Origin of the sequence: Vibrio sp. SG41-7 (assembly GCF_014164465.1) — a bacterium.
In the GTDB taxonomy this organism is placed as follows: domain Bacteria; phylum Pseudomonadota; class Gammaproteobacteria; order Enterobacterales; family Vibrionaceae; genus Vibrio; species Vibrio splendidus.
The window spans coordinates 1-20,265 of record NZ_JACJFF010000006.1 but is presented as its reverse complement, the minus strand read 5'-3'; the positions used below and the strand labels follow the sequence as shown (position 1 = coordinate 20,265).

General features: G+C 43.8%; 20 protein-coding genes and 1 pseudogene. 15 read left to right on the top strand and 6 right to left on the bottom strand.

The genetic code is table 11. From position 1 onward, the window contains the following. Positions 1-3: 3 nt before the first annotated feature. Entirely contained in the window at positions 4-1,128 is a 1,125-nt protein-coding gene (locus H5300_RS02620) for a carboxypeptidase family protein (protein ID WP_182795348.1), read from the bottom strand. Positions 1,129-1,265: 137 nt separating this feature from the next. Next, a complete protein-coding gene (locus H5300_RS02615) occupies positions 1,266-1,541 on the bottom strand; it encodes a nitrogenase-stabilizing/protective protein NifW (protein ID WP_004734654.1) in 276 nt (91 codons plus the stop codon). 317 nt (positions 1,542-1,858) lie between these two features. Here H5300_RS02615 and H5300_RS02610 point away from each other — a divergent pair, with 317 nt between their 5' ends. The 3 genes from H5300_RS02610 to H5300_RS02600 all read left to right on the top strand — a co-directional run bounded on the left by H5300_RS02610 (position 1,859) and on the right by H5300_RS02600 (position 5,778). After that, positions 1,859-2,953, top strand: coding sequence for a NapC/NirT family cytochrome c (locus H5300_RS02610; protein ID WP_102504031.1), 1,095 nt, complete (start codon positions 1,859-1,861; stop codon positions 2,951-2,953). A 19-nt stretch (positions 2,954-2,972) separates the two neighbouring features. Further along, the gene (locus tag H5300_RS02605; protein ID WP_182795347.1) at positions 2,973-5,420 is read left to right on the top strand and encodes a molybdopterin guanine dinucleotide-containing S/N-oxide reductase; all 2,448 of its coding nucleotides are present in this window, start codon (positions 2,973-2,975) and stop codon (positions 5,418-5,420) included. A gap of 145 nt (positions 5,421-5,565) precedes the next feature. Further along, entirely contained in the window at positions 5,566-5,778 is a 213-nt protein-coding gene (locus H5300_RS02600; RefSeq protein ID WP_004734653.1) for a TIGR02450 family Trp-rich protein, read from the top strand. Positions 5,779-5,817: 39 nt separating this feature from the next. On the opposite strand, the gene H5300_RS02595 is transcribed toward H5300_RS02600, so the two are convergent. Further along, entirely contained in the window at positions 5,818-6,555 is a 738-nt protein-coding gene (locus H5300_RS02595; protein WP_108151964.1) for an HAD-IIB family hydrolase, read from the bottom strand. Between the two features lie 744 nt (positions 6,556-7,299). Here H5300_RS02595 and proV point away from each other — a divergent pair. The 3 genes from proV to proX are packed head-to-tail and all read left to right on the top strand — an operon-like array spanning position 7,300 to position 10,585. Then, positions 7,300-8,487: a glycine betaine/L-proline ABC transporter ATP-binding protein ProV gene (gene proV / locus H5300_RS02590; protein ID WP_017079026.1), complete on the top strand. Its 1,188-nt coding sequence runs from the start codon at positions 7,300-7,302 to the stop codon at positions 8,485-8,487. Positions 8,488-8,490: 3 nt separating this feature from the next. Further along, positions 8,491-9,585 carry a glycine betaine/L-proline ABC transporter permease ProW gene (gene proW / locus H5300_RS02585; protein ID WP_004734649.1) on the top strand — a complete coding sequence of 365 codons (1,095 nt, stop codon included), beginning with the start codon at positions 8,491-8,493 and terminating at the stop codon, positions 9,583-9,585. Continuing rightward, a complete protein-coding gene (proX, locus tag H5300_RS02580) occupies positions 9,578-10,585 on the top strand; it encodes a glycine betaine/L-proline ABC transporter substrate-binding protein ProX (RefSeq protein WP_004734648.1) in 1,008 nt (335 codons plus the stop codon). Before proW ends, proX begins: the two co-directional genes overlap by 8 nt. 232 nt (positions 10,586-10,817) lie before the next feature. Here the strand turns inward: proX and H5300_RS02575 are convergent, their stop codons facing one another. Next, the gene (locus tag H5300_RS02575) at positions 10,818-11,192 is read right to left on the bottom strand and encodes a nuclear transport factor 2 family protein (protein WP_029222090.1); all 375 of its coding nucleotides are present in this window, start codon (positions 11,190-11,192) and stop codon (positions 10,818-10,820) included. 141 nt (positions 11,193-11,333) lie between these two features. Between H5300_RS02575 and H5300_RS02570 the strand changes: the two genes are divergently transcribed. From H5300_RS02570 to H5300_RS02550, 5 genes and pseudogenes are all read left to right on the top strand, one after another. Continuing rightward, on the top strand, positions 11,334-12,200 hold the full coding sequence (locus tag H5300_RS02570; RefSeq protein WP_102562555.1) for a LysR family transcriptional regulator: 867 nt from the start codon (positions 11,334-11,336) through the stop codon (positions 12,198-12,200). A gap of 187 nt (positions 12,201-12,387) precedes the next feature. Then, positions 12,388-13,635 (top strand): paraquat-inducible protein A, encoded by a 1,248-nt coding sequence (locus H5300_RS02565; RefSeq protein WP_133148798.1) that lies wholly within the window; start codon positions 12,388-12,390, stop codon positions 13,633-13,635. Between the two features lie 24 nt (positions 13,636-13,659). After that, complete coding sequence (gene pqiB, locus H5300_RS02560; protein ID WP_065681230.1) at positions 13,660-15,285, top strand: intermembrane transport protein PqiB; 1,626 nt, start codon at positions 13,660-13,662, stop codon at positions 15,283-15,285. Beyond that, positions 15,285-15,788, top strand: coding sequence for a membrane integrity-associated transporter subunit PqiC (locus H5300_RS02555; RefSeq protein WP_054541021.1), 504 nt, complete (start codon positions 15,285-15,287; stop codon positions 15,786-15,788). Before pqiB ends, H5300_RS02555 begins: the two co-directional genes overlap by 1 nt. 116 nt (positions 15,789-15,904) lie before the next feature. After that, a pseudogene (locus tag H5300_RS02550) lies at positions 15,905-16,140 on the top strand (hypothetical protein). Positions 16,141-16,333: 193 nt separating this feature from the next. Here H5300_RS02550 and H5300_RS02545 read toward each other — a convergent pair. After that, the gene (locus H5300_RS02545; protein WP_017079037.1) at positions 16,334-16,753 is read right to left on the bottom strand and encodes a BLUF domain-containing protein; all 420 of its coding nucleotides are present in this window, start codon (positions 16,751-16,753) and stop codon (positions 16,334-16,336) included. 205 nt (positions 16,754-16,958) lie between these two features. Continuing rightward, positions 16,959-17,150 carry a hypothetical protein gene (locus tag H5300_RS02540; protein WP_004734640.1) on the bottom strand — a complete coding sequence of 64 codons (192 nt, stop codon included), beginning with the start codon at positions 17,148-17,150 and terminating at the stop codon, positions 16,959-16,961. Between the two features lie 527 nt (positions 17,151-17,677). Between H5300_RS02540 and H5300_RS02535 the strand changes: the two genes are divergently transcribed. From H5300_RS02535 to H5300_RS02520, 4 genes are all read left to right on the top strand, one after another. Continuing rightward, positions 17,678-18,106, top strand: a complete 429-nt coding sequence (locus H5300_RS02535) for a hypothetical protein (RefSeq protein ID WP_182795346.1) — start codon at positions 17,678-17,680, stop codon at positions 18,104-18,106. A gap of 157 nt (positions 18,107-18,263) precedes the next feature. Further along, complete coding sequence (locus H5300_RS02530; RefSeq protein WP_102562554.1) at positions 18,264-18,785, top strand: GNAT family N-acetyltransferase; 522 nt, start codon at positions 18,264-18,266, stop codon at positions 18,783-18,785. A gap of 114 nt (positions 18,786-18,899) precedes the next feature. Next, the gene (locus H5300_RS02525) at positions 18,900-19,151 is read left to right on the top strand and encodes a TIGR03643 family protein (RefSeq protein WP_102562553.1); all 252 of its coding nucleotides are present in this window, start codon (positions 18,900-18,902) and stop codon (positions 19,149-19,151) included. Positions 19,152-19,432: 281 nt separating this feature from the next. After that, positions 19,433-20,062 carry a LysE family translocator gene (locus tag H5300_RS02520; RefSeq protein ID WP_102562552.1) on the top strand — a complete coding sequence of 210 codons (630 nt, stop codon included), beginning with the start codon at positions 19,433-19,435 and terminating at the stop codon, positions 20,060-20,062. The last annotated feature ends 203 nt before the right edge of the window (positions 20,063-20,265 follow it).

Below are 20,265 nucleotides of genomic sequence, written 5' to 3'. Positions count from 1 at the left end.
GTTTTATAGCTCGTCTACTGTTGCCCAAACCGCGGCTAGCATGTCGTGACCAAATGCAACACTGCGCTCTGGAGACCAGCCGTAAAGTTCGTCAGCGTGGCTGATGTGATCTTTAAACGGCATCTCGACAGTGTAAGCCAGACATTTGAACTGCTCGCCGATCCAGTTTGTGCCGACGGTCATATTTGCTTTGCCCGGTTCGTCTTTATCGTAACCAAATTCATCTTGGAATTCTGGCGTGATAGTCAGAAGCGCTTGCTTGAAGTGATTCTCCAATTTTGCAATGCGCTCGTTGTATGAAGGCGTGCCTTCGCTACCTGCAACAAAGTTATATGGAATCGCTTCGTCGCCATGAATGTCTAGGCACAGATCAACGCCAGTTTCTAGCATGCGCTCGCGCACAAGGAAAACTTCAGGGCTGCGTTCTAGAGAAGGTGATTGCCATTCGCGGTTAAGGTTTACACCAATCGCATTAGTGCGCAGGTGACCACGGATGCTGCCATCTGGGTTCATGTTCGGTACAACGCGGAACACAACGCTGTCTAGAAGAGAGCGACCGACTGTGTCTGTCTCATCAAGCAGGCGTTGCAGCAGACCTTCGATTAGCCATTCAGCCATAGTCTCGCCTGGGTGTTGGCGACCAATAACCCAGATGTTTTTCTTCTCTTCACTTGGCTCACCGATAGTTAGCAAAGTGATGTCGTTGTTGTCTAGTGTGTGACCCAGAGTTTCAAGCTTACAAGCTGGGTGCGTTTGAGCACTGTGCAGAAGATCTTGGTGACGATCGTATGAGTAAGGTGCGAAGTACGCGAAGTACATTGAATCGTGTTCAGGGATGATATCGAAGCTTAATGTATCGCCATCGAACTGAGATGGGATACGGAACCACTCTTCACGGTCATACGATGCAACCACATCGTAGTCTTTCCAGCCTTCAGGGTAGGCAGATGTTGCCAATTGACCGATTTCAAAGTGGTGAGCTTGTTGAGCTTCACTTTCTAAACGGAAATGAAACCATTGAGAGATTTCAGTCTGGTTGTCTGCTGGGATAGTCAATTGAATGTTTTGTGGTGAATCTGCTGAAACGACGTGAATGTTGCCGCTTTCGAAATTGCTGAAAATTTTCATTGTAGTTTTTATCTCGTAGTTGAGTTGCCGTAAGACTAGCACACTTTTTTTCGAGCAAACCACTAACTAAATCGTAATGAGATGTTATTTCAATTCTCTATTTTTTGTTATCTACGTTTAAGCTTTCTGATTTTGAACTAACGGCGTTGGCAAGTCGTACAGCCACGACAGGCTGATCGTGTGTAGCGATCCAGTTTACTGCGTTGAACCTTACAGTACGCGTTTTTCAGTGCTCTTCTTCCAGAAAACCAATCATCGGGTTTTGACAGGATCAGATAACCATTAAAGCGCTTCACAAGCTCTATTCTATTTTGGTCGATAAACTTGCTATCAAAGCCAATCTCAAAGTAATCAAGCGCTTGTTCTATGGCGGTGAAACTCGCTATTTTTTGCTGGAATTCTGTTTGGTTCATGTCTATTTCAGTACCGTAAATTTGCAAATATTGTATATGTGTTCGCTACTCCTTATCTTGATTCTAGTACGCTTTTTAATGGGGAAGTACGCCGTTATTTTCAGGTGGATTTTATAAATCAACGCGCCCTTATTTGTTTTGTGAATATAAAACCAAATGGTTGCGCAGTCATGGTTATAAGTGATTTGTATTTAGGTCTCATTGCTCACTTTCTTTATTGTCAATAAAGACAATTTATGACGTGAATCAATAGTGACTAACCCTAAAGTATTACTCTGATCGCAATTGTTACTAATTGTTGAAGATGATTTCTAAATATGTCTATTAAAAAACGATATATCGCTCTTATTGCCGCTGTTGGTATAGGTATTGGCTGGTTAACGCTGGGCGGTACTGCAGCCGTTATGCACTACACATCGAGTACTGAGTTCTGTACTTCTTGCCACACTATGCAAATTCCGTATGAAGAATATGAAGGTTCAATCCACTTCAGCAATGCAAAAGGCATTCGAGCTGAGTGTTCTGACTGTCATATTCCTTCCGATCCAATTGACTACGTAATCACCAAGATTCGTGCGTCTAAAGATATTTATCATGAGTTTGTGACTGGCAAGATTGATACCGAAGACAAGTATGAAGAACACCGTATGGCAATGGCAGAAACCGTGTGGGCGCAACTGCGTGAAAGCGATTCAGCCACGTGTCGTTCTTGTCATACTTTCGATGCGATGGACAGTTACGAGCAATCTGAAGATGCAGCAAAAATGCATGAGTACGGACAAGAGAATAATCAGACTTGTATCGACTGTCACAAAGGTGTTGCTCACTTTGCTCCTGAGCCAGAAATGGACAGCGAAGCCTTTGATAATTTGATGGCATTCACCGAAAAAACAGACCCGAATGCGAAAGTCGTTTACTCAGCAGAAACCATCAGTATTGGTGACCTTGGCACTATCAATCCAACGGCACGCCTAGATGTGAAAAGTGTTGAAGGTACTGAGCGCACAATCGAGTTGCATGCTTACCAGATGAAGGGTGCAGAACAGGTGCTTTACTACGGCGAAGGTCAACGTTCAATCGTTGCGATGCTGACAGACCAAGGGCAACAGAACCTTGAAGTTGGTGATTTTAAAATGGATGCGTACGGCAATGAATGGCGAACGGCGGTGCTAACCGCGAACGTTGATGCGCCTGTACTGGATTCACTCGAGCCAATCTGGGATTACGCTGAAGAACTCGACAATGTTTACTGCTCAACGTGTCACGCAAAAATTGGTGCAAACCACTTCACGGTGAACGCTTGGGGCCCTGTTGCTAAAGGCATGGGCGAACGTACTGATATTTCAGACCAAGATCTAGAACTGCTTACTAAATTCTTCCAGAACCACGCGAAAGATGTGGCTGGCCACTAAGAAACAAAGGGAAATAATTATGACAGATATTACTCGTCGCGGGTTCCTCAAAGGAACGAGCATGGCTGCTGGTGCGCTAGCTTTTACATCATTGACGCCAATGACAGCGTCAGCTGCGAACAAGCGTGGTAAAGGTGTATTAACGGCAGGTCGTATGGGACCTATGTTGTGTGAAGTAAAAGATGGCAAATTGGTTTCAACGACTAATGCTCTCGCACAAACAGTCCCAAATAGCTTGCAAACGACTGGTCCTGATCAGGTTCACACCAAAGCTCGTGTCAAATACCCAATGGTACGTAAAGGCTTCCTAGATAATCCATCAGCTCCAACAGGAACTCGCGGTGATGACGAATACGTTCGCGTATCTTGGGAAGAAGCTTACAAGCTTATCCACGAACAGCAAACGCGCATCCGTAAAGAGAACGGTCCTGAATCCGTATTTGCGGGCTCTTACGGTTGGCGTTCAAGTGGCGTACTGCATAAAGCACAAACGTTGCTGCAACGTTACATGAGCTTGGCTGGTGGTTACTCAGGTCACCTTGGTGATTACTCAACAGGTGCTGCGCAGGTCATTATGCCGCACGTAATGGGTTCTATTGAAGTTTATGAGCAACAAACTACTCACCCGGTTGTATTAGAAAGTTCAGACGTTGTTGTGTTGTGGGGTATGAACCCTATGAACACGCTTAAGATTGCTTGGAGTTCTACAGACGGTTCTGGTCTAGAGTTCTTCCACAAGCTTAAGAAGTCCGGTAAAACAATCATCGCAATCGACCCAATGCGCTCAGAAACGATCGATTTCTTTGGTGATGCAATTCAGTGGATTGCACCGCGCCCAATGACTGATGTGGCAATGATGATGGGTATCGCGCACTCTTTGGTCAATAAAGGTAAGCACGATGTTGAATTCCTAAGCAAATACACCAGCGGTTACGACAAGTTTGAAGCGTACCTGATGGGTAAAGAAGACGGTGTTGAAAAGACACCAGCATGGGCTGAAGAGATCACAGGCGTTCCTGCGAAACAACTTGAGCTACTTGCAGATATCTTCAGTCAGAACCGCACCATGCTTATGGCAGGTTGGGGCATTCAGCGTCAACAATACGGTGAACAACGTCACTGGATGGTGGTCACTCTAGCTGCAATGCTTGGCCAGATTGGTCTTCCAGGTGGTGGTTTCGGTCTTTCTTACCACTACTCGAACGGCGGTAACCCAACTCGTGATGCGGGTGTATTGCCAGCTATCTCAGCTTCAATTGGTGGCGGTTCTTCTGCGGGTAATGACTGGGCTGTCTCAGGAGCGGTGAACGCATTCCCTGTTGCTCGTATTACAGAAGCTCTAGAAAATCCAGGTAAAACATACATGCATAATGGTCATGAACTGACGTTCCCTGACCTGAAAATGATTTGGTGGGCGGGCGGTGGTAACTTTACTCATCACCAAGATACAAACCGCCTGATCAAAGCGTGGCAAAAACCTGAGCTAGTGGTTATTTCTGAGATCTACTGGACAGCCGCTGCCAAGCACGCCGATATTGTGTTGCCAATTACTACGTCATTTGAACGTAATGATATGACGATGACGGGTGACTACAGTAACCAACACCTAGTGCCAATGAAGAAAGCGGTTGAACCTCAAGGTGAAGCGCGTAATGACTTCGATGTATTTGCAGACATGTCTGAGATGATCAAAGCAGGCGGCCGTGATGTCTTCACTGAAGGCAAAGACGAAATGGCATGGTTGAAAGGCTTCTACGATGCGGCACAAAAAGCAGGCAAATCTGCACGTGTTCGTATGCCTAAATTTGGTAAATTCTGGGACGATAACCAGCTTATTGAAATGAAATACAATAAGAAGGCGGCACAGTTTGTTCGTCATGCTGACTTCCGTAAGGATCCAGTGATGAATCCGCTAGGTACGCCAAGTGGTAAGATTGAGATCTTCTCTAAAACCATCGAAGGCTACAAGCTTGCAGATTGCCCAGCTCACCCAACATGGATTGAGCCTACTGAGTTCTTCGGTAAAGCGAAAAGTGATGAACTGCAACTGATGACAGCGCACGCAGCGCACCGTCTACACAGCCAGTTCAACTACGCGAAGATCCGCGAAGAGTATGCGATCGGTAACCGTGAGCCTATCTCAATTAACGTAGAAGACGCGAAAGCACGTAGCATCAAAACGGGTGATCTCGTTCGTGCATACAACGATCGTGGACAAGTACTGGTTGGTGCACTAGTGACTGATGGCATCAAGCAAGGCGCTGTATGTATCCACGAAGGCGGTTGGCCTGATTTAGATAAAGATACAGGTCTATGTAAAAACGGTGGCTGTAACGTGCTTACGTTGGATATCCCGACTTCTCGTTTGGCGAATGGCTGTGCTGCGAACTCTGCGCTTGTGAAGATTGAAAAATACACAGGCCCAGCATTAGAACTGACGGCATTTGATCCACCTAAAAATGGTTAATCTCTAACGAGAGAAATAGCCGACAGAATAGAGCCAGCTTAATCGCTGGCTTTTTTTATGATCTTTTTTGTGCCACAGAGACTATTACTCTGTGTCGAGTAGACTACTCATAATAATCAACGACATCACAGCGAGAGATCAGATCATGAACCGGATCAACCCAAAGAAGTTACTTCGTAGTAAATGGACCGCGGTTAGCCCAATAAAGAAAGAAAAGCACTTTATGGTCACTGAGGTTGAGTTTGAAGAAGGGGAGGTGATTCGTTGCTTGATAGAAGCAGTGATGACCAAACGAGAGGAAGCCATTAATTGGCGAGATCTAACTGATAAGGAGCATTGGCTTCCAGGTTGGCAGTAAGGACGTGAAGTAACGAAGAGTATCTCAACTAAGCCAGTTTTAACTGCCCGCTACCGTTTGCAATTGCCAGTATTTGAGTCCTTCTAACACACCTTCAGCGTGTGTTGCTCTGCTAGTATACACATTGTCTCGATCAGACAAGTGAGCGACCTCCGGATAATGGTTAGCCACCAATATTGAGTTTACGCCCTTTATTGTCAGCATCGAGGTGTCGTTGGCAGAGTCACCGGCAACGCACACTTCTTCAACGCTCAACTCATGTTGTTGAAGTAGATGATGAATCGCTGTGGCCTTATTGACACCTTTAGGCGTGATATCTAGGTACCAATCGTGAGAGTAGGTGAGGTGTACATCTAATCCGTGCAATTCTAAGCTCGATTCGATCAGTTCATGTTGAGGCTCTGAGAGCTTTCCTTCAAAAGTGATTTTGTAATCACCCTGATGGCTCTCTAAGCGTTCGCCCATGAAATCGAGTGGCGCCAGTGCTGACTCTACTTTTGATTTGTTCCAAGAAGCTTCTAATTGGTTGTGCCAAATATGATCAGGCTTTTGGGAGTGAACGTGATGAATTCTGGTGCCCACATCGCTGATAATACTGTGTGGTTTCGGGTAGTTATCTGATGCCAAACCCACTCGGATTGAGGGCAGAGTTCTACCCGTCGCGATGACAAAGCGGATATCAGGTTGCTCCGCTAAGTAGTCAAATAACTGATTAACCCCATGAGATGAACCCCCATCAAGCGTACCGTCAAAGTCACACACCAGCATTTTAATCATTCGAGCGCCTTGTCCTTTTCTTTAATAATCGCGGAAAATATGTCGATTTCTTCTATAAATAATGGCTCAGCAATGAGGACTCTACAAGTTGTCTTTCGGCTTAGATAATCGACACTCATTAGTTTGCAGTAAGCATCACACTTGGTGTTACGTTTTGGATACTGAAGATAATTCTATCAATTTGACCAGTGCCAAACTTGGTTTATTCCATCGGCTATTTCTATTTTCATATAGTGACCTTCTGGCCCTCTATTGGTTTAAATGAGCGGTTGTGAATACCTCTGCGTTCTTGCCGAAGCTATACCGATCTTCTTGTTACATCGATAAAGAAGAAGGGGGGAGGTTTTGCTCTCCGTAAAGCGCAAATGTCCAGTTTTTAGATATCGTTAAAACTGCAATAAATAGTTTGTATTCGAATTATTTGTGCACGAAGTATTTGCATTGAATTCTAGTCTGTTTCACCCATTAATTGTTTTAATGTGAAATAAATATTCAATAATCTATCAGTAAGTAATAGATAATCTCGAACGTATTCATATCGCTTAATATCCTTTATTATCAGTGCATTGATGGTTTTTGTCTGAATGTTAAAACTTGATTTTGGTTGGCGAAATGATTGTTTTTGACGAGGGTTACCGAACGCAACCCCTTGATTTACAGTTCTACATTGCTTAGAGTGCTAATCGTTTTTCGAGCTTAAATAACCATTTTTAAGTTAAAATAGCTAAGAAAGGATTAGATTATATGGATCCCATACTGGAAGTTAAGGGACTGTACAAGGTGTTTGGTGAAGATACCGACCGTGCTTTTTCGATGATTAATGAAGGCGCGGATAAAGACAAAATTTTCGAAGAAACAGGGTTAACGATCGGTGTTAACGATGTTTCTCTTAGTATTCAAGAAGGCGAGATTTTCGTGATTATGGGATTGTCAGGATCTGGCAAATCAACCCTAGTACGCCTTCTTAACCGCTTAATCGAACCTACCAAAGGTAATGTGCTTCTTCGAGGCAAAGACATTGCCCACATCTCAGAAGATGAACTGCGCGAAGTCCGCCGTAACAACATCTCTATGGTTTTCCAAAATTTCGCACTGATGCCGCATATGACAGTTATCGAAAATGCAGCATTTGGCCTTGAGCTGGCAGGTGTTGAAGTAGATAAACGAAAACAGTCAGCATTTGAAGCGTTAGAGCGCGTAGGCCTTGGCGCATACTCAGAATCGTACCCAGATGAATTGTCTGGCGGTATGAAACAACGTGTTGGTCTAGCGCGAGCCTTGGCATGTGACCCAGATATCCTGTTAATGGACGAAGCGTTCTCGGCACTCGATCCTTTGATTCGTACTGAAATGCAAGATGAACTGATTCGTCTTCAAAATGACGATAAACGAACGATTGTATTCATCTCCCATGATTTGGATGAAGCGATGAGAATCGGTGACCGTATTGCCATTATGCAAAACGGTGAAGTGGTTCAAGTGGGCACACCAGACGAAATTCTTAACAACCCAGCGAACGACTATGTCGAAGCCTTTTTTCGTGGTGTGAATGTCGCAAGCGTACTTACTGTGAAAGACATTGCGCGTAAGAAACCGGCTGCGGTATTTAAAAAGTCAGAACACGACGGCCCAGCTTCCGCTCTGCAAATCCTAATGGATAACGACCGTGAATATGGCATCGTTGTTGAGAAGAGCAGCCTTTACTCCGGCATTGTTTCTATTGACTCTCTTCGCAAAGCTCACAAAGAGAACAAATCATTAGTGAGCGCGCAGCTCGATGATGGATTAACGCTGAACCCTGATTTACCAATCAATGACGTGCTTGGCCTTGTTGGTGGTGTGCCTTACTCAGTTCCTGTTGTGGATGAGCAAGGTAATTACTTTGGCGTGGTAACTAAGTCACGTTTGCTACAAACATTGGATAAGGGGTAGATCATGTCGTCTGAACAAACAAATAATGACCCATGGTCACAGTCTGCCCCTGCCGCTCAGCCATCAAGTGATCCTTGGGGTCAAGCCGCTGACACTTCACCATCGGCAGATTGGCTAAGCAGTGAAACCGTAGAAACCATTCCTTTTGATCCTCTTAATCCTTTTGCAGAAGCCGTTCTGCCTGTTGATACTTGGGTTGAGTCTGGATTGAATTGGCTAGTTGAACACGGACGACCATTGTTTCAAGCAATTCGTGTACCTATCGATTTCATTCTAAGTTCATTTGAAACGGCATTGGTGTCTACGCCAGCCCCATTTATGCTCATCATTTTGTTCTTGGTGGCATGGCAGTTTTCAAACCTGAAACTGGGTGTTGCTACGGCAGTATCTCTTACTATGATTGGTTTGATTGGCGCTTGGTCTGAAGCGATGACCACGCTTTCATTGGTGATGACATCTGTATTCTTCTGCCTGTTGATCGGTTTACCCATGGGGATATGGCTCGCCCGAAGTAACACGGCGGCTAAATTCGTTCGCCCAATTCTGGACGCTATGCAAACAACGCCAGCCTTCGTTTACTTAGTACCCATCGTAATGTTGTTTGGTATCGGTAACGTTCCAGGTGTGGTGGTGACCATTATATTCGCACTGCCACCGGTAGTACGTTTAACCATTCTGGGTATTCAGCAAGTACCGGAAGATTTGATCGAAGCGGGTCATTCATTCGGTGCAAGCAAAAAGCAGATGCTTTACCGAATTCAACTGCCACTTGCATTACCAACCATTATGGCGGGCGTAAACCAAACACTGATGTTGTCGTTATCTATGGTGGTTATCGCATCAATGATAGCGGTAGGTGGTTTAGGCCAAATGGTACTGAGAGGTATCGGCCGTCTAGATATGGGACTGGCCGCTGTTGGTGGTCTCGGCATCGTTATTCTAGCAATCCTGCTTGACCGCATTACTCAAGTTCTCGGGGTAAATGCAGGTAATACAAAATTACGCTGGTACCACATGGGCCCTGTTTCTCTTGTGCTCAATGCGATAAATCGCGGTAACAAATCAGAACTACAATTAAGGAAAAACACCAATGAATAATTCATGGAAGAGCAAACTTGCAGTTAGCATCGTTTCTACATTAGCAGTATCAACGAACGTGTGGGCAGCAAGCTTACCGGGTGAAGGTGTATCAGTTCAGCCAGTTCAATCGTCTGTAGCGGAAGAAACATTCCAAACGTTGATTGTTAACCGCGCCCTTGAAGAGCTTGGCTACGACGTGAAATCTACGCAAGAAGTGGACTACAACGTAGGTTACACCTCTATCGCAAAAGGTGACGCGACGTTCCTAACCGTAGGTTGGTTCCCGCTTCATGCTGATAAATACAAAATGGCGGGAGGCGATGACAAATTCTACCGTGAAGGCCAATATGTAAGCGGTGCCGCTCAAGGTTACCTAATTGATAAGAAAACGGCTGAAAAATACAACATCACTAACATTGGTCAACTGACGGATCCGAAAATCGCGAAGCTGTTTGATGCTGACGGTGATGGCAAAGCAGACCTTACAGGCTGTAACCCAGGTTGGGGTTGTGAGATGGTGATTGAACATCAACTTTCAGCGTTCAAACTGGACGATACGGTAACTCACAACCAAGGTAACTACGCTGCAATCATTGCAGATACGATTTCTCGTTACCAAAAGGGTGAATCAATTCTTTACTACACGTGGACACCTTACTGGGTAAGTGGCGTATTGGTGCCTAACGAAGATGTAGTTTGGTTAGAAGTTCCTTTCTCAGCACTTCCTGGCGAGCGTTCGAATGTGGACACGACGTTATCTAACGGCAAAAACTACGGCTTCGAAATGAACTCAATGCGCATTATTGCGAACAAAGAGTTTGCTAAAAACAACCCATCAGCAGCGAAGCTTTTCGAAATCATCAAACTTAACATCAATGATGTAAGTGCTCAGAACATGATGATGAGTAAAGGCAAGAACAGCTCTGCGGATATCGAAGCGCACGTAAACGGTTGGATCAAAGCGAACCAAAGCACGTTCGATGGTTGGATTACAGAAGCGAAGAAAGCAGCACTGTAACGTTGACTTGTATTTGCTCTGTCTTGCCAGACATTTTGATTTGAAATGATGAGCGTGTTGAGTGATTGTGTAGAGTCACTGAATCACCTTCAAATGAAGTGAAAAGGCGACAGAGTCAAACATTAAAAAGCCAGCAGTCCATTTGGGTTGCTGGCTTTTTGTTTTCTGTTTCTATTTTTGAGCTGTGAGCTGTGAGCTGTGAGCTGTGAGCTTCTAGCTTTTAATTACAGCTCTAGCGTTCGCCTTGAACTTCGAAGTCGTCGCTTACTAAGCGAGCGCAACCATCCGCTTCTAGTGCCCAGTGCTCACGATGTACAACACCAAACGCTTTGTTCATTGTCCAGCTAGCGGTAAGAATGTAGCCGCCTTCTGGGTGCTCTTCCCACTTAACATCGGTGTAATCAACGTCTTTGAAACCTTGGTCGATGATATTTTGCCAAAACGCTTGAATCGCTTCTCGACCTTCAAAAGTACCAAATGGACGTGCTTCCATTACACAGCTTTCAGTATATTGATCTGCACAGCCTTTCGCATCTTGGCTGTTGAAAGCTTTTTGCCACGCGTTAATGCCTTGCTTACATGCTTCTAAAATTTGGTTGTCTAACATTGTCTTTCTCCATAACAGTCTTGTTTCGAGCACTGTCTTTTTGATTTGGTATCTCGATAAGTTGAATTGAGTTTAGTCTTGAAAATTGACTTGAAAAACAGAGATAATAGAAAATACTGTTTGTAAAAAGAGAACAATAAGATGAGTAAGCTAAAGCAGATGTCGATTTTCGCTCATATCGTAGAGCAGGGTTCAGTCTCGGCTGCGGCTGAAAAGCTAGAGTTGTCTAAATCTGTCGTCAGTCAGCACCTCAAAATTTTAGAACAAGAGCTAGGCGCTTCTCTTCTTAAGCGCACAACACGCAGGCAATCTCTGACCAGTATGGGTGAGCGTTTTTATTTGAGTTGCAAAGACATCAACGTGATCGCTGAATCGGCTTGGGATATGGCAAAAGCCGAATTAGAAGAGCCCCAAGGTCGGATTCGTATTACGGCGTCGAATGCTCTGATGGACTTGCTCGTTGTACCCGTCATTGCAGATCTAATGAAGCAATATCCGAAGTTAAAGCCAGAACTGATAAGCGACGATCAGCATCTAGACTTCATGGAACACGATATTGATCTCGCAGTACGAGTGGGCAGTTCGCGTGATAGCAACCTAAAGCAAAAGCGTTTAGGTGAGTTTAAAGACGTGTTGTGTGGTGTTGAAAGCATGCGATCTCGTGAACTTGAATCTATTCCTTACATTGCAAATTCTTGGCAGGGAAAACAGGTGACTCATCACTTTAGTTCGCAAAATGAACAAGACTTTATTTACCAACAGCCAGCCAGCTGCATTACAAACTCCTTTCACAGTTGTCTCGCTTTGATTAAATCTGGCGTCGGTATCGGCGCTATTCCAGACTTTTACCTTCATCAGCTATCCGGTGAGGTGGTCGACATGATGCCAAGCTTTCAATTACCCACTAACACGGTTTATGCGCTAAACCCATTCGCTTCAAATACGCCTATCGCTATCAAGCTGTGTATCCAAGCGTTGGAAGAAAAGCTTAAACACAACTTAGTTTAGGCTTTCTAAGCACTGCTCTATGATTAAAAGGAGGTGGCCAATTGGTCATCTCTTCTTTTATCTTTCTACCTCTCATTTCTACGATACTGTATTTGTTTAATTCGGTGCATATTGGCAAAAAATCCAACCCTTACTTATAGTTAGTCTTAGTGTCTAGTTGCTTATCAACCGCTAAGAGGTGCCGTTATTGTCTGATCTTTGTACCAAGTCATGCATCGAATGTGGGTTAGTCAGCCAGTTCCGGGAATTACCTTCGGGCAGTGAGGCGTCGTGCCCTCGTTGTCATCATACATTGTGCAGCATCGGTGCGAGTAAGGGACAAGGAGTGATGGCCTACGCAGTGGCCAGTTTGATCACACTCGTGATGAGTCTTACTTTTCCCTACATGTCATTTAGTGTCCAAGGTATCAGTCAACAAATAACCCTTTATCAAGCCGTGGATATGATGAATAGGTTAGATAATTCACTGATTGCCGCGCTCTTATTTCTTGCTGTTATTTTCCTGCCTGCTTATTTTCTGATTAGCGCGATCTGGTTCTATTCGTTGACTGAAAAAAGGCGCACCCACTCGCCGAACCTAAGCCGTTTAGCGATCTTCATTTTAAAGACCTTGAGCTGGGTTAAACCGTGGCTCATGGTGGATGTATTTTTGATTGGTGTGTTGGTTAGTTTGATTAAAATAGCAGCACTAGCCGATGTCTCTATGGGCATATCATTTTGGGCATTTGGTATCTACGCTATGCTGGTGGTCAAAACCATTTCGTTGGTTGATTTTGATTGGATCTGGGACCGATTGATCCCACCTAACCCGTTGCACGAATCGGTAACGGGTAGCCTTTTCCAAAAGCATGAGCATTTGGTTTGTCATGTTTGTGGGCAGGTTCACTTGTATGATGACCAACTTAGTCAATGCTCTCGTTGTCATGTTCACCTACACCGATTTAATCCGACCAAAAACCTTCAGATAGCGTGGGCTCTATTACTCACATCCATTATTTTTTACATCCCGGCAAACCTATACCCAATGATGTATACGTCTGCATTCGGGACGAGTGAAGGTTCAACCATCATCGAAGGTGTCATCATTCTGTGGAATATGGGGTCATACCCAGTCGCTTTGATCATCTTGCTTGCCAGTGTGTTTATACCGATGGCAAAAATGATTGCACTCGCATACTTGTATTGGAATGCAAAAAGGGTTCAGGGTTTACCTGTTGATGAAGCGACTCGATTTCTCAAAATATACCGTGTTACTGAGTTTATTGGTCGGTGGTCAATGATAGATATTTTTGTGGTTGCCATTCTGGTTGCCTTGGTTCAATTAGACGGATTGATGGCGATTTATCCTGGGCCGGCTGCTTTGTCTTTTGCTGCCGTCGTCATTTTCACTATGTTGTCGGCAATGATTTTTGATTCTCGAATTATATGGAAATAATCTCTCGGTAGAGGTATGGGGTATATGGAAAAACAAAGCGCGTCAGATGCGAAAGTATCAAAAAAAAATGAATTGTCTCCGGTCTGGATTGTGCCCATTATCGCGGTTCTGGTCGGCTGTTGGATGTTGTTTCAGTACTTCAATAATCGCGGGCCAGAGATCACTTTGATCTTGCCTGATGCTTCAGGTATCGAAGCGGGAAAGACAGCGATTAAGTCTAAAAATGTACATGTGGGCACTATTACGGATGTCGCGCTGAGTGAAAACTACGAATACATCATAGCCAAAGCTCAGATAGACAAGAAAGCTTCACGCATGATCAATAAAGAAACCCAGTTTTGGGTGGTTGAGCCCCATGTCGGCACCGATGGCATTAGTGGGCTTGAGACCATTCTGTCGGGGTCGTACATTGAGTTGAAGCCGGGTAAATCGAGTGAGTCTCAATTGAAGTTCGATGTATTAGACACACCACCCGTCGCGGGACCAGATACCAAAGGAATTCGTGTGGTGGTTTCACATAATAAGGCCAATCAACTGCGTGTAGGAGAACCTGTCTTGCATCATGGCTTCGTGGTGGGTCGGGTTGAGAAAACAAGCTTTGACTATGAAAAGAAAGAGGGTAAATACCAACTGTTTATCTTTGCACCTTATGATGGCCTGATTTTCGAAAAAACGCAGTTTTGGCTATCTTCTGGAATCGATGTGAAGTTTGGTGCGAATGGTTTAGACGTTAACTTTGCATCAATAGAAAGCATCCTGACTGGTGGTGTGAGCTTTGATGTAGCCGAGAGTATTAAGCCTGGATTGCAGATAAAAGAGAACCTTCAAGAGTACACTCTGTACGACAATTACGACGCGGTTTTACAAGGTAAGTACACGACATCGATCGAGTATGTGTTGCTATTTGAAGAATCGGTTCGAGGTTTAAGGAAAGGGGCTCCAGTGGAGTATCGTGGTGTCAGGATTGGCACTGTGGATACGGTGCCGTTACAAATTCGCATGGATAAAGATGGCAAAGTCTCGAACCGTATTCCTATCTTAATCAAGCTGGAAATAGAACGAGTTTCTGAAGTCTTTAGAGCCGTGAATGCCGAAGCCTTTGCTGAACGCGTCAGGCTGCAAATGGGCGAAGGGTTAAGAGCAACCTTGAAAACGGGTAACTTGCTCACGGGAGCGCTGTTTGTCGACATTAATTTTTATGAAGATGAGGAGACTTACGAACCCAGAGAATTTGATGGTTACCCTGTGTTCCCGGTTGTCGCGGGTGGTCTAACCGAAATTCAAAATCAGATCACCGATTTCCTAACCAAGATTAACGAGCTACCGTTAGACGCGACTATCGCCAATTTAAACGGATCGCTTGCGTCATTAGACACTACCCTGAAGAGTGTCGATCAACTTATGGGTAGTGAGGGCGCAAAAGCGTTACCACAAGATCTGAGTGACACCATGAAGCAACTTGAGGCGACATTAGAAAGTTACGATGATGACTCCGACGCTTACAAGCAATTGATCAGTGCATCTGAAGAGTTAGAACATGTGTTAAAAGAGCTTCGCCCACTGATTAAAGTGCTGAACGACAAACCGAATGCGTTAGTGTTTGGTAGTGAAGTAGAAGAAGACCCGATTCCAGTTAAGGGAGTGGAATAATGAGAAAGCAATTTATATCACTGGTTGTGTCAGTCGGGCTCTTGGGGTGCGCAGCGCCTACTGATGGTACTAACGCCTACCTCTTGCCTGAAAGTACATTGGATAAGCCCATCTTTAAGGTCAAAACTAGTGTTGATTTGCCGGATTACCTCGACACGATAGGAATAGCTTATCGCAAGTCTGAAAATGAATTGGTGTCTGCGCGTAAACACGTTTGGGCTGAGAACCTTGAAGGGTTGCTTGAAGAGCGGGTCAATACTTCTGATACATCAGGAGAGCCCGAAAGAGAGTTGACGATAACCTTTGAGCAGTTCAATGGCTCTTACACCGGAAACGCAGAAGTGAAAGGAACTTGGGTATTGAGCGAGCAAGGCTCAGAGCTCGCGCGTGCCGACTTCGAATCAAAAGTACCGTTGAAAGAAGCAGGTTATGAAGCACTTGTTGAAGCCCTAGGTGAGGGGTTAGATGAGGTGCTATCTGAGATACAGACGCAATTGCCTTAAAGCTAATTCTTAGGGCTGTTTTCAATTTGGTAAATCTCGGTTTTCCTCATTTGTTTGTTGATGGCTAAAGTAACTCTATCGAAAGAAAAACGAATGATGAAATACAGAGGTGACGTATGAACAAGTTAATCGCACTAGGCTTATGGCTTTTTCCATGAATACTGCGTTGGCGGCAGACGGCAATTATACAGGTACAATCGACATGAACCTAACTGCGCCAAATAAGACTAATGTAGAGCGTGTTGAATCAGAACCTGTATTACAAAGTCGCAATGAAGCATCTTCTGGTGGTTTGAAATTCCAAATTGATACAAAAGATCAAGCGATTGAGTTGACTGGTCGTCGAGATTAATTAAGAGCGTAGAACTTAATTGTTTAAGGGTCCGAGTTGAGCATATTGAAAATGCTCAACTCGGACTTTTATGTTTAAATTCTTGTCCTAAAATAAAGGTGAGATGCACATCTAACCTTTTATTAAACTCAAAATGACAAAACCTTATTTGGTCGCAGGTTCTTCTATAGTAATCGTTCCAAGTTGAGTTTTGTCACTCGGATGGCAAATTCTGTTTCAACTCTAAAAGCATTCGGTAAGCACTTTCGCCAGACATTTCGTACGGGTTAAATTGATCAGATGTTGAAAACTGTAAGTTCAACAGCTCGGTTAAATTGGACTGCGGAATGTCTCCCATCGACCAATCTCCAAATTCTCTGCTATCAATCTCTTTAAAATACAGTATTGCGACGTGATTGTGTCTCTCGTCGTTAAGAATATGATTGTACGTGTGGTTAACGGCCTCTCTAGACCCTTCAATACATTGAAGAAAGTACTTTTGATTATGGCTGAGGAGCCCCGTTAAATGGCTTTGCCGATTATGATCTCGCGAGATAGCGAGTATCTCCTCCAATGCTTTGGAATCACAACATTCGGAAAGCGTACTGACATAAATTAACCGAGTTAGGAACATAGGCATCATTTCGAATTTTTGTTCAAAGGGTATTAATAAATATAAGCCAAGCTCATGGAATTGCGAGTTATTGATTTAATTGTCACTCGGTGGCTTTTGGAAGAGAGAGGATGGGGATGAAGTAGAAAAGGGCAGGTCGCAAGATACGCTAAAATGACTCGAATGTTGGCCATTCAATTATTTTAGCGACCTGCTTGTGAGCTCGTTAGTTGTTTAGAATTGAAATCGATTCAACGTTTGAAGACGCATCAAAACGAACATTGACCAACACACTCTCTCGTTCGAAAGTCACATCATCAAAGTCAGTAGCCGCGATCTTGAATCCATTTCTTGCGAATAAACTCGTCACTGTTGTTCGTTGTTTTTGTTCCATAGCGCATGTCAGTAGTTCATTCATCGTGATCTCCATTAGGTAACCGTGTGCATAACGTAAGCGTACAGTCTCTTTATTATGAGATCAATTGCTTAATCGATAAGCTATGTTGATATGTTCAATTGAATGATTTTGGTATTCAAAAAATCAATGATCAAGAGGGAGGGCTAATGTTCTGATTATGGAAGATGGAGCGTTATGTGACCGTGGTTCAGCATTCCTAGAGCGTGAGATTCATTGCAAAAATCTCTTTGAAATAAGTAGTTACAAAGCAGGGTGAACCATGGCCGCCGTTTAGTATGTTCGGTCGATTATCGGAATCACTATCGGCCTATATCTAACTTAACTAAAGTACATCGATTTATGATGAGTAGATTCCTTAATAAGCCTTCTTTCTATTAAAATTTCAAATGTAAGACGGTGTTGTTATAAGTGTTATTAATTGCATAAGCTTGATTTTAATATTAGTTTGATTTATAAAATAAGCACTCGTTCATTAACTTCATGATTATATTAGTTTTTACTAACCTTTAATAACATGGAGAAAGGCGATGAAAAAGAATCAAACACGCAACAGGTTAGCGAATTTAGTGCGACTTCGTAGGTCATACAAAGCATCAGATTTTCTGGTGAGCTCTAACGAACTCCGAGTTAAGAAAGATGTGTACAGCTTACGTAAAATCAAACAGTTAGAAATTCGCCAATTGGGCATCAAAGAAAACGCAATTGACGTCATTTCATTGGCCTTGATCCTATCTGCAGCAACTTGGGCGTTCGTACCTCAGTTTGGGTTACCTATGCTCGCTCTGACCTTTATTTTGGCTTTTGTTTCGTGGCGAAAATACGAGCTTCGTGCAGAGTTTAAAGGATCAGACGAAACTGGTGATCACTGGGTATCTCTTGCTCGAGGCTGCACTCGTGAAGAGTTTAAGGTCTTAAAAAGTGTCGAAGTGAATTTGCGAGAACAAGTTGTAAGCTAAGTGCGACCTCGCAGTTAGCATGGTTCAACCCTAAACAAGGCTCGTCATCATTGGCGAGCTTTTTATTTTCTGAAGGGCTTAAACCCCACTGCGATGAACAACCAAAACTCATCACTCGGGGTTATTTGGACTGAGGAAAAAAGGATAAGGAAAGCGAATGGACATAACGATAAGACCAGCAATGCCGAGCGAATTGGCTGCTATTTATGCTTTGGTTATCTCAAACGATGAGTGGACTAAGTTTAATGGCCCTTATTTTTCGTATTCTCATCCGTCATTAGAAAGCTTTGAAGCGCATTCGTTTAAACGACTGCTTGAGGGCGATGACCTACAGCTAGTGGTTGTCGACGGTGTACCTGTCGGAACCGTGAGTTGCTACTGGGAGTGTGAAGAGACACGTTGGCTTGAAGCTGGCGTAGTCATTTATAACTCTGATTATTGGGGGAAGGGGATCGCAGCATTAGCACTTCCGCTCTGGATTACTTACTTATTCGAAAACAAACAAATTGAGCGTGTTGGGCTAACTACTTGGTCAGGTAACCCGCGCATGATGTCTCTCGCTTTGAAGCTAGGTTTCCAGCAAGAGGCGAGGCTGAGAAAGGTGCGATATTACCAAGGCGAGTATTATGACTCGGTGAAGTATGGGTTGCTGCGTAGTGAGTGGCTGGAGAGAGGTTAGCGACAAATATCTGTTTTTTTGTTTGATAATTCCTTATCGATTCCGTAGTAACACCCTGATCTAAAAAGTGAGAGTGAGCGTACTTCTACTCAGATTTTAAAGGATGAGTAGACAATGAAATTATCTAAAGAGAGTGAATCAAGAATTATTGAAATGGCGTGGGAAGACCGGACGCCATTTGAGGCAATAGAACACCAATTTGGTTTGGATGAATCACAGGTGATTCGTTTTATGCGTAGCCATATGAAGCCGGGTAGCTTCAAATTGTGGCGCGCTCGCGTCGCAGGTCGTGCGACAAAACATGTAAAACTTCGTAGCCCTGAAGTGTCTAGAGGTTATTGTCCAACACAATACAAGCGGCAGTAGGTTTTTATTTCTCTAGTACTTTGGTATCTATGAAGGGATGACAAATGTTGGTAGGCAACTACTGGAACTTTATGGCGTAGTAAAGCGCCGAGAGTAGTGGTTGTCAATTGATTGAATCTTATGGCTTGGCATTTTTTAGAACCAAACATGGACTCTAATGCTGAGTTGAAAGACACTCATCACACCACGTTCGAGCGCACTAATTTTGTGAATCAAGTTACGTAAATCCGTTAGTGCGTGCGATATCATTACTAAAGCTTGAGTGAATTGAGTAGAGACGAATGGAATATTTATTGGTTCTTCTTCACGTTGCGTTAATCTGGATGCTGGCAGTCGCAACGCCCGGCGCGAATGTGCTGTTGACGATTAACACAGCGCTGCACTACAACCGCAAGCTAGCAAAATACTCTGCTTTTGGAGTCAGTACGTCCATATTGTTATGGTCACTGTTTGGATGCACTGGCTTGGTTATTTTGCTCTCCCATTTCCCGGCACTGTTTAACGTTATGAAGATCGTAGGTGGCAGTTATTTGTTGTATTTGGGTATGCGCCAGATCCTTTCAACACGAAAAGCCAAACAGCTAGATGAAGGCTTGAATACTAGTGAAGTGATGCTGCCTTCAAGTAGAAAAGTCTTTATGTCTGCGTTTATCACTAGCATCTTAAACCCTAAAACGGGTTTCTTTGTCGTGAGTTTGTTTAGTGTCTCTATGCCTGAAAATATTACCATCCCGATGGTCATCGCCATTATGCTGACTATGTCCGGTATTACTTTATGCTGGCATATGTTTTTGGCGACAGCCTTTTCACATCGAGCAGCGAAAAGTGTTTATGCACGTATCTCAAGTATCATGGATTATGTAACCGGCGGCTTGTTTACGCTGTTTGGTATTAAAGTCATGGCGTCTTAATGTGTGTTATCTGCTCATATCAATACTGTATCAAAGTGTTTTTCATAGGTTTTAGAGTTCATGATTGAATGTAAGAAGTTTATTAGTCTCCTAAAAGGTTAAAACCACCGACTTTAGTCGGTCAGCTTTAGCTATGATACTTTACAACTCTGTACATAGGTGGAGTTGGTCATGGACTATCGTTACGGAAGCCATACGGTTTT